Origin of the sequence: Streptomyces sp. CRCS-T-1 (assembly GCF_024442335.1) — a bacterium.
Classification (GTDB): domain Bacteria; phylum Actinomycetota; class Actinomycetes; order Streptomycetales; family Streptomycetaceae; genus Streptomyces; species Streptomyces koelreuteriae.
Genome location: NZ_CP101651.1, coordinates 6,577,593 through 6,590,053, shown reverse-complemented (window position 1 = coordinate 6,590,053; position 12,461 = coordinate 6,577,593). Strand labels below are relative to the sequence as shown.

At 69.3% G+C, this 12,461-nt stretch carries 10 protein-coding genes; all 10 read right to left on the bottom strand.

What is annotated here, in order from left to right:
- Positions 1-61: 61 nt before the first annotated feature.
- On the bottom strand, positions 62-1,372 hold the full coding sequence (locus NNW99_RS29830; RefSeq protein ID WP_215122264.1) for a polysaccharide lyase family 1 protein: 1,311 nt from the start codon (positions 1,370-1,372) through the stop codon (positions 62-64).
- Positions 1,373-1,408: 36 nt separating this feature from the next.
- Entirely contained in the window at positions 1,409-2,206 is a 798-nt protein-coding gene (locus tag NNW99_RS29825; RefSeq protein WP_215124509.1) for a rhamnogalacturonan acetylesterase, read from the bottom strand.
- Positions 2,207-2,314: 108 nt separating this feature from the next.
- The gene (locus tag NNW99_RS29820) at positions 2,315-3,664 is read right to left on the bottom strand and encodes a sugar ABC transporter substrate-binding protein (RefSeq protein ID WP_215122263.1); all 1,350 of its coding nucleotides are present in this window, start codon (positions 3,662-3,664) and stop codon (positions 2,315-2,317) included.
- A gap of 62 nt (positions 3,665-3,726) precedes the next feature.
- Positions 3,727-5,718, bottom strand: coding sequence for a pectinesterase family protein (locus tag NNW99_RS29815; RefSeq protein ID WP_215122262.1), 1,992 nt, complete (start codon positions 5,716-5,718; stop codon positions 3,727-3,729).
- 34 nt (positions 5,719-5,752) lie between these two features.
- Positions 5,753-7,261, bottom strand: a complete 1,509-nt coding sequence (locus tag NNW99_RS29810; protein WP_215122261.1) for a glycoside hydrolase 43 family protein — start codon at positions 7,259-7,261, stop codon at positions 5,753-5,755.
- Positions 7,258-8,103 carry a PmoA family protein gene (locus NNW99_RS29805; RefSeq protein WP_215122260.1) on the bottom strand — a complete coding sequence of 282 codons (846 nt, stop codon included), beginning with the start codon at positions 8,101-8,103 and terminating at the stop codon, positions 7,258-7,260. Before NNW99_RS29805 ends, NNW99_RS29810 begins: the two co-directional genes overlap by 4 nt.
- Positions 8,100-9,263, bottom strand: a complete 1,164-nt coding sequence (locus tag NNW99_RS29800) for a Gfo/Idh/MocA family protein (RefSeq protein ID WP_215124508.1) — start codon at positions 9,261-9,263, stop codon at positions 8,100-8,102. The genes NNW99_RS29805 and NNW99_RS29800 overlap by 4 nt, the downstream gene beginning before the upstream one ends.
- Before the next feature lie 20 nt (positions 9,264-9,283).
- Positions 9,284-10,570, bottom strand: a complete 1,287-nt coding sequence (locus NNW99_RS29795) for a polysaccharide lyase family 1 protein (RefSeq protein WP_215122259.1) — start codon at positions 10,568-10,570, stop codon at positions 9,284-9,286.
- On the bottom strand, positions 10,567-11,463 hold the full coding sequence (locus NNW99_RS29790) for a carbohydrate ABC transporter permease (protein WP_215122258.1): 897 nt from the start codon (positions 11,461-11,463) through the stop codon (positions 10,567-10,569). Before NNW99_RS29790 ends, NNW99_RS29795 begins: the two co-directional genes overlap by 4 nt.
- The gene (locus NNW99_RS29785) at positions 11,460-12,395 is read right to left on the bottom strand and encodes a carbohydrate ABC transporter permease (RefSeq protein ID WP_215122257.1); all 936 of its coding nucleotides are present in this window, start codon (positions 12,393-12,395) and stop codon (positions 11,460-11,462) included. The genes NNW99_RS29790 and NNW99_RS29785 overlap by 4 nt, the downstream gene beginning before the upstream one ends.
- Positions 12,396-12,461: the final 66 nt, after the last annotated feature.

Here is a 12,461-nt window from a genome sequence, read left to right as displayed (position 1 = left end):
CAGGAGGCCCCGAGGGATGCGATGCGGGCCGCCCCGGCCCGTTCATGTGGAGCGGGTCAGATCAGCACACGCGGCCGGCGCCCGCCCCGGCGTCGACGATGCCCGGGACCGCCTTCGCCGGGTCGACACCGGCCCGCAGGGTCGGCGTCCAGCCGGCACCCGACTGGAGCGTCTCCCCGGGGATCTCCGCGTTGTGCACGGCGATCAGGTCGACGGCCTTGCCGTTGACGTAGTTGGAACCGGCGGTGACCGGCGCCTCGTTCCACTTCTTGAGGATCTTCCCCGTGCTGATGCCCTGCGCGAGCGTGAACGCGTTGTGCTCGGCGACGAGCCGGGACTCCTTGCCGATGCCGTAGACATAGCCCCACTTCTGGGCCTTGGTGACCACGAAGTGGTTGTTGTACGAGTCGACCTGCCCGAACCGCACCCGCGGCGCCCGCTCGACGATGCCCTCGAAGCGGTTGTGGTGCAGCGTGACCTTCAGCTTGCCGGTGTCGTCGGCCGTGGCGCTGTCGCTGTTGCCGATCAGCATGGTCTTGTCATGGTCCTTGAACGAGTTCCAGGACACCGTCACATGGTTGGAGCCGCGCACGACGTCGGCCAGCCCGTCGTGCTGCTGATAGGTCTTGCCGAAGTAGGACGGCAGGGAGCTGTCGGGGTAGCGGCCGTCGGTGAGGGTGTTGTGGTCGATCCACACATGGGTGGAGCCGTAGACGACGACCCCGTCGTACTCGGAGTTCCAGGCGCCGGTCTTGTTGTCGTCGGTCGGGTCCCACTGCGGGAAGCAGTCGACCGGGGCCTCGATGGTGAGGTTGCGGACGATGACGTTGTCGACGCCCTTGATCTGAAGGCTGCCGCCGAGGATCCCGGAGTTCTTGCCCACGCCGATGATCGTGGTGTTGGCGGGGACGCTCGCCTTGATGATCTTGTCCTGCTGGGCGGCGGACGCGGCCCTCAGGTCCTCCTGCACACCGCTGACCGGCTTGTCGTGCCCCCAGACGGCGGGGTCGTAGTCCGCGAGGTACTGCTGGAAGTCGTAGCCCTCGGCCTCGAACGCCTCGCACCCCTGCGAAACGGCGTCGATCATGCCCTTCACCTTGATGATCCTGGGCGCGGTGCCGCCGTCCTTCAGGGCGGCCTTGAACTGCTCCCAGGTGGTGACGGTGTAGACGTGCGCGGCATCGGCGGCGGCACCTCCGCTGGTGCCGGTGCCGTAGGCGCCCCATCCGTCGTTCGCCCCGAGGGTCTGGCGCGCCACGTCCCGCGCCTGGGCCTGCGCGCCGGTCCCGCTCAGGGACAGCACGAGCGCGGTGCACCCGACCAGGAGGGCGGCTCTTCCAATGACGTGATCATGACACTTCGGATTCTTCACGGTGCGGCTCTCTTCCTTCTTATGTGTCGAGGGGTGTTACGCGGCGGACTCGGGCCAGCCGATCCAGGACTCCGGGATCTCCGCCTCCAGCCGGCACACATCACGCGGCCCGAGCACCCGGGCCCGCAGCAACTCCCGCGCCACCAGCCGGGCCACGGCGATCGCGCCCGGCGGATTGAAGTGCGTGTTGTCCTGCTCGGTAGCGGTCCAGTTGAAGTACTTCTTCGTCTCCTCGACCCCGAGCTCCTGCCACAGGGCGAGCGACAACGCCTGCATGTCCAGCAGCGCCACCCGCTCCTCGGCGGCGAGCGCCCGCATGGCCGCCGGATACTCACCGTGCGTCGGCACGGCCTTCCCCGCCGCGTCGAACCTCCGCCGCTCGACGGCGGTGGCCAACACGGGCCGCGCGCCGCGCGCCCGCGCCCCGTCGACGTACATCCGCAAGTACTCCTGATACGTCGACCAAGGCTCGGTGTAACGGGTGGGGTCTTCCGCCTTCTCATCATTGTGAGCGAACTGAATGAGAAGAAAATCCCCCGGCTCGATCACATCGAGAATCGCCTCGAGCCGCCCTTCATCCACAAAGCTCTTGGAACTCCGCCCATTCACAGCGTGATTGACCACGGGCCGAGAGCGATGAAGAAAGAAGGGCAACGCCATCCCCCACCCGGTCTCGGGCGCGGCGGCAGCATATTTCTGCGCGGCGGTGGAATCACCGGCGATGTAGAGGGTGCGACTGCGATGCCCGGTGGCAAGTGCCGATCCGGCACCGGAAAGGGCGAGAGGCACAGAGGCAACAGCGGCGGCAGCAACCTGTCTTCGACTGAGAGACATCAGAACCAACTCCATGTCTTTTTTGGGGGCGCGGGGAACTGCGCGACAAGCCAGGGACGGCCCGCACTCTGCCAACAACAGGCCGTCCCACGGCGAAACCCAGCAAAATCAACCGTTCTGCTGATCCCACTCCTCCTGAGCAGCATTCAACTGCTCAGCCATCGTGTCCAGAAATTCCTTCGCACTCATCTTCCCCAGCAGCACCTTCTGGAAGTTCGGCTCATTGTCAGCCTTGGAAATCGTGTTCCAGTCAGGCAGGTAGTACGGCAGCTGCACAATCGTCGTAGACCCGTCCGACAGCGCCCCGGCAGCCAGCTTCGTAGGCTCCGCCTTAGAAATCCACGCATCCGACGCCGCGTCCGTATTCGACGGCACCTGCCCCGCCGCCTCGTTGAACCGCGAGTTCTCCGCCTTGGACGTGGCGAACTCGATGAACTTCCAGGCCGCTTCCTTGTTCTTGCCGCTCTTGAACAGCCCCAGCCCGTCCACCGGGTTGGACACCTGCACCCGCTTGCCCCCGGCCCCCACCGGCTGCGGAATTCCCCGGAACTTCTCGCCCCCCAGCGCCTTCACATGGTCCTGGTACGACCCGAGGTTGTGGTTCAGCATCCCGATCGTGCCGGAGTCCCACTGCGCGACCATCTTCGTGAAGTCGTTGTTGAGGTCGGCCGCCGGGGTGACCTTCTTGTACAGCGCCGCGTACTTCTCCAGCGCCGCCACGTTCTTCGGGTCGTTGACCGTGGTCTTGTCACCACTGGAGTCCCAGAACGACGAGATCCCGGACTGCCCGTACATCGCGTCCAGCGCCTGGGCGATGGACCCGGAGCCACCGCGAATGGTGTAGCCGAACTCGTTCTTGCCCGCGTTCGTGAGCTTGTCCGCGGCCTCGTAGAACCGCTCCCACGTCGTGGGCTCCTCCAGGCCCGCCTTCTCGAACAGGTCGGTGCGGTAGTACAGCACACCGTTGTTCGCGGAGGTCGGGATCGAGTACAGCTTGTCGTCGCCACCGCCGGCCGCCTTCAGCGACTCGACCATGTCCTTGTTGAGCTTGCCGTTCAGCGAGGACTCGCCGAGCCGCTCGTCCAGCGGCTCCAGCGCGCCCTGCGCGGCGAACCCGGCGAGCATCGCCGCGCCCACACCGCCGACGTCCGGCAGACCGCCGCCCTGGATGGCGGTGTCGACCTTGGACTGGTACTCGGTGGCGGCGATCCCGACGTACTCGACCTTGATGTCCGGGTTGGCCTTCTCGAAGTCGGCGATGATCTTCTTCCAGATCTCGGTGCGGACACCGCCGTTGTTGTCCCAGAAGACGATCTCGCCCTTGCCGCTGCCCTCGGCGCCCTTGTCACCGCTCGCCCCGCTGCCGTCGTCGCCGCAGGCGGTGACGGTCAGGGCGAGCGCGGCGCCGAGTGCGACGGCCGTGGCGGCGCGCCTGCTTCTGCGAATGCTGATCTTCATTGGTCGGCTCTCTTCTTCTGGATCCAACTGGCTGTGGATACGTGCTGCGAAGGTGCGGGGGGTCAGTGGTGGCGGGCGTACGGAGCCCAGTCGTCCGTGCCCTTGAGGTAGTGCGCGACGGTGTGGGTCCGCGCGGCGGCGTCGCTCATCTGCGGCCGGTCCGCGGTCACCCCGGCCCCGGGCCCGAAGTTCCGGTACTCGGTGAACCGCGCGTCCTTCCACGAGAACCCGCTCATGTCGGTCCACGGCGAGGACTTGACCGCGGCGGGCAGCTCGGTGTCCCGGATCAGCACCTGGGCGACCGCCTCCGGCTCACCGCCCGGGTGCCAGGGCCGGCCGAGGTGGAAGGTCCCGTCCGGCGCGTCACTCACGATCTTCGACCGGGTGATCAGGAAGCCGTACGGGTTTCCCGTCCAGGTCGAGGCGGCGGTGATGTAGCCGTTGTTCGTGGCCGAGCCGCGGCTCAGCGCCCGGATCACCGACCGTTCGATCACGGTCGTGGCCCGGCCGTAGACGAAGTCGACATCGCCCTCGATGTAGGAGTCCCGGATGTAGACCCGGCTGACGGTGGTCAGCTTGGGGCTGTCCGTCATCAGCGTGTCCTGGTTGCCGAGGAACGCGGTGTCCTCGAAGACGATCCGGTCGCCCGTCGTCTTCATCGCCAGCGCCTGCTCGCCGCCCAGCTCGTGCGCGGCCTCGTCGAAGTCGTTGCTGAAGGTGAGGTTGCGCGCGGTGACGTCGTTCGCGGCGATCCGGACCGTGGCGCTCCCCGTCGAACCCCCTTGCGCGGCGGGCGTGTCGAAGACGATGACGGTGTCGGAGCGGTCGCGCCCGGTCCCGCGCAGTACGAGGTGCGGCTTGCTCGCGGGGATGAACACCTTCTCGCGGTAGGTGCCGGGTGCGACGGCGATCGTGACCGGGGTGTCGTTGCCTTCGGGCACCGCGTCCACGGCGGACTGCACGGTCGGATGGTCGGCCGGGACGTTCAGCACGACCGGGCCGCCGATCCGCTGCTGCGGACCCGAGAACCGCTTCACCAGCGCGGGCACGGCGGCGGCCGGGTCGAGGCGGTAGGCGTAGAACTCGCGGGGGTCGAAGGCCGTGCCCCAGGCATCGTGGCGGCCCGTCGTGTTCCGCAGGATCGAGCCGCGCTGCACCAGCTCGGCGGTGGCGTCGGCCTGGTAGGGGTGCTGGACACCGTCGTAGAAGCTGTTCTCGATGACCATCTTCGTCCGGCCGCGCGACCAGTTCCCGTATGTCCACACGGGGTCGCCGTCGGAGAGCTGCGAGGAGAGGTAGTTGTTGTAGAGGTGTGCGTAGGCGCAGTTGTCGGCGGACGGGTTGCGCTGCTTGGTGCCCCTGAACCAGTTGTGGTCGACGGTGATCTGCGTCTTGACGTTCGAGGTCCAGCCGATGCCGAAGGTCTTGTTGTTGTCGGTGAACCGGTTGTAGGAGACGGTGACGTACTCGCTGTCCTTGCGGATGTCGAGCTGGCCGTCGCAGATCCGCGAGAACCGTATGTGGTCGATCCACACATGGTGGGCGGTGTCGAGGCGGATGCCGTCGTAGTCGGTGTCCTTGCAGTCCCAGTTGCCCTCGATGGCCGTGTCGCGGATGGTGAGGTTGCGGATGATGACGTTGTGCGTGCCGGGGTCGAGGGTGAAGCCGCCGTGCACGATCTCGGCGGTGTCGCTGACGCCGATGATGGTCTTGTCGGAGGCGACGGGTATCTCCGTGCCGAACGGGTCCATCTCCAAGGCGCCCTTGACGCGGATGACGTAGGGCTCCTCGGCCGCCGCGTACTTGGCCAGCGCGGCCTGGTCGGTGACGGTGACGACCTTGCCGCCCGCGCCGCCGCTGGTGCCGCCGGCGAGGGAGGCGAAGCCGTGCGGGCGGTCGGACCAGCGGTCCGCGGCGGGCCCGGTCTGCGACGGCGGGGCCGCATGGGCGTCCCCCATCGCGCCGAGGCTCAGCGCGGCGACGAGGCCGAGGACGGCGGCCACGACCTTGCCGTGCCCCGGTCTCGACAAGCGCTTGCTACGGAAGTGCGTCATTGCGGCTCCCAACAGGCGTACGACGACGGGTGCGTTACGAGGGGCTGATCCGGAACCGGGTGAAGCTCGCCGCGCCGGCGTGTCCCTGACCGGTGGGCGCGAGGGCGAACAGGCCGAGCAGAGCGCCGACCCAGCGCCACGGGGTGGCGGCGAAGACCGGGCCCGAGGGCCGGAAGCCGTCGCCGGTGTCGGCCGAGAAGCGGCAGCGGGCGTCCGCGCCGATCTCGATGCGCAGCCGGGCCCGGCCCTCGGGCGCGAGCCGGGGGTGGGCGGCGTCGCGCTCGGCGTCCGCGACCGCCTCGGCGAACCGGTGCACGAGATGCGCGGTGCCGTCCGTGCACCGCTGGAGGCCGATCCAGCCGAACGCGTCCCCGAGGACGGCGAGTCCGGCGCGGGCCCCGGGCTCGTCGCTGTCGAGCCGCAGCTCCACCTCGACGGTGCGGGGCGCGCCGGGCAGCCGCTGGGTGAGCACGCTGGGCAGTTTGCGCAGGTCGTGGGCGTCGGCCGAGCGGACGCAGGTCAGCCTGAGCCCGTCGGCGGAGTGCTGGGTGGCCCAGCCGTCGCCCGGGTTGGCCGTCCACTGCCACTGGCGGCCGTACCGTCCGCCGGGGAAGTCGTCGTCGGTGGCGGGCGCGGCGGGAGGCTGCGGCGGCAGGTCGGGCAGCGCGTGTACGGCGACGGGGGCGCCGTCGTCCCCGAGCACCGGCCAGCAGTCCTGGCCCCAGCGCATGGGCTGGAGGTGGACGACCCGGCCGTAGGCGCCGCGCTGCTGGAAGTGCAGGAACCAGTCCTCGCCGGTCGCGGTGCGCACCCAGCCGCCCTGGTGGGGGCCGTTGACGTCGGTGTCCTTCTGCTCCAGGACGATTCTTTCCTCGTACGGCCCGAAGAAGCCGCGCGAGCGGAAGGCGCCCTGCCAGCCGGTCTCGACGCTCCCTGCGGGGGCGAGGATCCAGTACCAGCCGTCGTGCTTGTAGAGCTTGGGGCCTTCGAGGGTGAACCAGCCGGGTATGCGGTCGGCGTCGACGATGACCTTGCCCTCGTCGAGGAGTTCGGTGCCGTCGGGGTGCATCCGGTGTCCGGTGAGGCGGTTCTTGATGCCGGAGCGGGACTTGGCCCAGGCGTGCACGAGGTAGGCCTCGCCGGTCTCCTCGTCCCACAGGGGGCACGGGTCGATCAGGCCCTTGCCGGCCTTCAGCAGGTGCGGCCGGGTCCAGGGGCCTCTGATCTCGGGGGCGTTGATCTGGAAGATGCCCTGGTCGGGGTCGCCCCAGAAGATCCAGAAGCGTTCGTCGTGATGCCGGAGGGACGGGGCCCAGACGCCGCAGTCGTGGCGGGGCCGTTCGAACTCCTCTGCCGGTTCCAGGCGTTCGAGGGCGTGGCCGACCAGGGTCCAGTTCACCAGGTCGCGGGAGTGGAGTAATGGCAGGCCGGGGGCGCGGCCGAAGCTGGAGGCGGTCAGATAGAAGTCGTCGCCGACGCGGACGACGTCCGGGTCGGACCAGTCGGCGTCGAGGATCGGGTTGCGGTAGGTCTCGGTGGTCACGGGCTCACCGCCTTGCGGACGAGGGCCGCCGCGGCGTCCCGGCCGAGCCGACCGTCGGCGACTACGGTGACGACCCGGCGGACGACGGTCTCGCCCGGCGGGATCGGCAACCGCTCCTCGTGGGCCAGCGAGGAGCCGACACCCGGGTACTCCCCGGTGCGCACGAACCACGGGTCGCGGCGGGTCTGTTCGGTGGCCCCGGCGAAGACCAGCGTCCAGCCGGAGCCGGCCAGGGCGAGCCAGTCGGCGCGCTTGCCGTGCGCCTCGGTCTCGCCCTCGGTGCCGGCGGTGAAGACGTCCGGCGGCGCGTCCTCCTTGCGGGCGCGCCAGAAGAAGCCGCCGTAGGCCGCGCCCGGGCGCCCGTTCGTCGCCGGGCTGCCGATCGACAGCGGCTCCTTGGTGACGTTGGTGAGGGAGAAGGTGAGGTCCAGGGCCCAGGCCTGGTCGGTGAGTTCGGTGGCCGCGACCGTACGGCGCTCGCGCAGCAGCTCACCGGCCGCCGACACCCAGCGCAGCTCCTCCACGAAGCCGTCCGGGTCGCGCAGCTGGAAGGCGACGTGCCGCTGGGAGCCGTGGTTGTCCAGCTCGGTCGGGCCCTGGTCACGGACGTAGGTGCGCCCGCCCCAGAAGTTGAACCCCTCGACGTCGGGAACGGCTACACCGACGCCGAGGTGGTGTGCGTGGTCGGCGGGGCTCAGCTCGGTGACCGCCGTACCGGACAGGGTGGTGACGGGATGCAGATAGGGGCGCGGGGAGAGCCGGACCGGCAGCTCGGGCCGGGTGACGTACCGGCCGACCGGCCGGCCCGCGACGCGCAGGACCGCGGTGTCGTTGATGGTCATCGGGTGCTCACCTCGTTCGACAGATGCTCCGCGGCCAGCGCCCAGGGGGCGCCGAGTTCGGAGTAGAGGGAGAGGGTGTCGGCTGCTGCCGCGACGAGTCCGTCGATGCCGGGGACGACACGGCGGTTCTCGTCGGGGATGCGGTGCCAGGCGGAGTCGGGCAGCGGCGCCGGGTCGGGAGAGGTGCGGATGGCCTCCACGACCTTCATGAAGGCGCCGGTCTCCTCCGGCGGGACCAGCAGGGCCGCGCCGGTGGTGAGGTGCGCGACGAGGTTCTCCAGCAGGTCGGTACGGCCGTGCTCGGACTCCTGCGGGCCGTGCCCCGCGCGCTGGAGCAGCACCCGGTCCTGCTTGTACCAGAAGGTGATCCGGCCGCTGCTGCCGTGCACGAGGACGTACGGCTCGTCCGACTCCTCGGCGCACAGCGTCGCGGCGACGGTCACCGGGTGGCCCTGTGTGGTGGTGACGCGGACGCAGGAGGTGTCGTCGGACTCGATGGCGTTGGCGCGCAGCAGCTCGGTCTCGATGCCGACGACGTGCTCGGCGCGGGTGCTGCCGCCGAGGGCGAGGGCGGTGGCGACGGCGTGGGCGAGGGGGTTGGTCAGCGCCCCGTCGATCACGTCGACGCCGTTCAGCCGCCGCTTGCCCGCCCAGGGCGCCCGGCGGAAGTAGTCCTCGTCGCGCACCCAGGCACCGGCCCCGCCGAGCCCGACCAGCGTGCCGATCGCGCCCTCGGCGACCATCGCGCGGATGGCGGGCAGGGCGTGCGAGCCCAGCGACTGGAAGCCGATCTGGCAGACGACCCCGGCCGCCGCGACCCCGTCGGCCATACGGCGGAACTCCGCGTACGAGGGGGCGGGCGGCTTCTCCAGCAGGACGTGCACGCCCCGCTCGGCCGCCGTGAGGGCGAGGTCGGTGTGGGTCTGGATCGGTGTGCAGATCACGGCGATCCGCGCGCCGGTGGAGTCCAGCAGGGCCCCGAAGTCGGCGGACTGCTCGGGCGTGCCCAGGTCGCCGAGCTCCTCCTCGGTCAGCGGCGTCAGCTCGCAGACGCCGACGAGCCGTACGAGGCCCTGCTTCTGGAGCCGGCGGATGTTCTCGACGTGCCAGCGGCCATGGCCACGGGCACCGGCGAGGACGACGGGAAGTGGTGTGTTCATGGCGTCGATGATGCGACCGGTCACCGGATCCTCCCCGCTCCCGCGCCGCGGGCCACGGCCCGGTCGGCCGCCTCGGCGCTGTCGATCCGCCCGTGCAGGGTGGGGGTCCAGCCGACGTCGGCGGTCAGATCGCGCTCGCTGCCCGAGTTGTAGGCGTTGTAAATCGCGAGCAGGTCGACCGGGTAGCCGTTGAAAACGGTGCCGCTCTGGTGCAGGGCGCTGCCGTTCCAGCTCTTGACCAGGTCGGCGACCTCCACATGGCCGGGGGCGTGGAAGGCGTTGTTCTCGGCGAAGATCTTCGACTCGGTGGAGACGCCGAGGGAGTAGCGGTGGTAGTCGCCGGTGATGTCGTAGCGGTTGTTGTAGACGTGCACCTGCCCGAAGCGGACGCGCGGGGCGCGCTGCACGACCGACTCGAAGGCGTTGTGGTGCAGGGTGACCCGGAGCTTGCCCCGGTCGCCGGTGGCGGTGTCGCCGTTGCCGATGAGCATCGCCTTGTCGTGGTCGGCGAACCGGCTCCAGGAGACGGTCACCAGGTCGGAGCCGCCTGTGATGTCGAGCAGTCCGTCGTGGCGCAGGTAGTTGCGGGCGAAGTAGGTGGGTTCCTTCGCGTCCGGGTGGCCCCGGTCGGATGCGGTGATGTGGTCGACCCACACATGGGTGGCGCCGGTCAGCCAGATGGCGTCGTAGGCCGCCTTCCAGTCGCCGAGGCCGCCGGTGTTGGGCTGCCAGACGGGGAAGCAGTCGTAGGCGTCGCGTACGTCGAGGTTGCGGATGATCACGTTGTCGGCGTTCTTGACCTGGAGGCTGGCGCCCTTGAGGACGGCCGAGTCGCCGAGTCCGACGAGGGTGGTGTTGGAGCCGACGGGCAGCACGATCCGCTCGGCCTGCTCCGCGGCGGAGGCCTGGCGGGCCTCCTCCTGCGGGCCGCTGGGCTTGGCGGAACCCCAGGTGCGGGGGTCGTAGGCGGCGAGGTACTTCTTCAGGCTGTAGCCGCCGGTGGCGTAGTCGGAGCAGTCCAGGCGGTCGCCGTCGTCGTCGGTGTTGGCGTCGATGGTCCCGGCGATCCTGATGATCTTCGGGGTGTCGCTGCCGCCGTCGAGGGCGCGGACCAGTCCGGCCCGGTCGGTGACGGTGAAGACGTGCTCGGCGTCGGCGGCGGCGCCTCCGGTGGTGCCCGCGCCCTCGGCGGCCCAGCCGTCGTTCGCGGGCAGGGTGTCGCGGCTGATGTCCCGGTCCTCGGCGTGCGCGGGGACGCACAGCAGCGCCAGCAGCCCAGCGGTGACAGCCAGTTGTCTGCCCCTCATCCCTTCACCGCCCCCGCGCTGAACCCGGTGATCAGCCACTTCTGGATGAAGGCGAACACGATCACGACCGGGACGGCCGCGATGATGCCGCCCGCCGCGAGGGCGCCCAGGTCGACGCTGTCCGCGCTCATCAGGGAGTTGAGGCCGACCGGGATCGTCTGCTTGTCCTGGTTGTTCAGGAACATCAGGGCGAACAGGAAGTGGTTCCAGGAGTGGACGAAGGCGAACGAGCCGACGGCGATCAGGCCCGGCCGCAGCAGCGGCAGCACCACGATCCGGAAGGCCGTCATGCGGTTGCAGCCGTCCACCCAGGCCGCCTCCTCCAGGGAGTACGGCACGTTCTTGATGAAGTTGCTGATCAGGATCATCGACAGCGGCAGCTGGAAGACCGTCTCGGCGAGGATGACACTACCCAGCGAGTTGATCATCTGCAGTTCGGCGAAGATCTCGAACAGCGGCACCAGCAGCAAGGCGCCCGGCACGAACTGGGAGCACAGCAGCGCCAGCATGAACGCCCGCTTGATCTTGAAGTCGAACCGGGCGAGGGCGTAGCCGCCGGCCAGGGCGACGAGCGTCGTCATCAGCAGGGTGGCGACGCCGACGAGCACGCTGTTGGTGAAGTAGGTGCCGAAGCTGCGGTCCGTCCACACCTTCTCGAAGTGCTCGAAGGTCATCGGCCAGGGCACGAGCGAGGTCGAGCCGGCCGGGCGCAGCGAGAAGAGCAGGATCCAGTAGAAGGGGATGAGCGTGAAGACCAGGTAGATGCCCAGGGGCAGATAGACCTGCCAGCGGGGTGCCTCGTCCCACGCGCGCTTCCTCTTCGGGTGCCGCGGCGATTCGGGGGTGGCGCGCACGGGAGCGGGCGCCGCCTTGGTGGCTTCCTTGACGCTCACTTGTTGTCGCCTCCGAACTTGCTCAGCCGCAGATAGACCATCGAGCAGAAGAGCAGGATCACGAACGCGACCGTGGTCAGGGCGGACGCGTAGCCGAAGTTGTGGGCGTCGACCGAGGTGTTGGCGATGTACAGCGGGAGGGTCGTGGTCTCCCCCGCCGGGCCGCCGCCGGTCAGCGTGTAGAGCAGGTCGACGTTGTTGAACTCCCACACCGCGCGCAGCAGCGTGGACAGGATGATGGCGTCCTTCAGATGCGGCAGCGTGATGTGCCAGAACTGCTTGATGCGGCTGGCCCCGTCGACCTCGGCGGCCTCGTACAGGTCCTTCGAGACGGACTGGAGGTCGGCGAGGATGAGGATCGCGAAGAAGGGAACGCCTCGCCACAGGTCGGCCACGACCGCCGCCGGGAACACCGTGGAGGTGTCCGACAGCCAGCTCGTGCCGTAGGAGCCGATGCCCAGGTCCGCGAGGTAACGGGTGATGCCCGTCTGGGAGTTGTAGAGCAGCACCCAGATCGCGGAGGTCAGTACGCCGGAGACGGCCCACGGGGAGAAGACCAGGGCGCGTCCCAGGCCCCGGCCCACGAAGGTCTGGTTGACGATGAGGGCCAGCGCGAGACCGAACAGCAACTGGAGTCCGACCTCGACGACGACCCACTTGGCGCTGAAGACCAGGGTGTCCCAGAAGATCGGGTCCTTGGTGAAGGCGTGGACGAAGTTGTCGAAGCCCGCGTAGCCGTTCCGCCACGGCTTGGTGGGGTTGTAGTTCTGCAGGCTGTAGTAGAAGACGCTGATGACCGGGTAGGCGATGAAGCCCAGCATGAGCAGGGCGGCCGGGGCGATCAGCAGGTACGGGAGCCTGCGCGGCGTGGCGGAGGCCCGGCGCCGCCGGGGTGGCGCGGGCGGTTTCGCCACGGCTGCGGCTTGGGCCATGACAGTTCTCCGTTCTCAGTACGTTCGCACTTCGCGCACGGGTTCGCGTGAAGCGCTTTCTTTCCA

Coding starts and splice junctions, on each gene's coding strand:
- NNW99_RS29800 (WP_215124508.1), bottom strand. CDS start 9,263: ATGAACACACCACTTCCCGTCGTCCTCGCCGGTGCCCGTGGCCATGGC.
- NNW99_RS29795 (WP_215122259.1), bottom strand. CDS start 10,570: ATGAGGGGCAGACAACTGGCTGTCACCGCTGGGCTGCTGGCGCTGCTG.
- NNW99_RS29785 (WP_215122257.1), bottom strand. CDS start 12,395: ATGGCCCAAGCCGCAGCCGTGGCGAAACCGCCCGCGCCACCCCGGCGG.
- NNW99_RS29815 (WP_215122262.1), bottom strand. CDS start 5,718: ATGACGCACTTCCGTAGCAAGCGCTTGTCGAGACCGGGGCACGGCAAG.
- NNW99_RS29820 (WP_215122263.1), bottom strand. CDS start 3,664: ATGAAGATCAGCATTCGCAGAAGCAGGCGCGCCGCCACGGCCGTCGCA.
- NNW99_RS29825 (WP_215124509.1), bottom strand. CDS start 2,206: ATGTCTCTCAGTCGAAGACAGGTTGCTGCCGCCGCTGTTGCCTCTGTG.
- NNW99_RS29805 (WP_215122260.1), bottom strand. CDS start 8,103: ATGACCATCAACGACACCGCGGTCCTGCGCGTCGCGGGCCGGCCGGTC.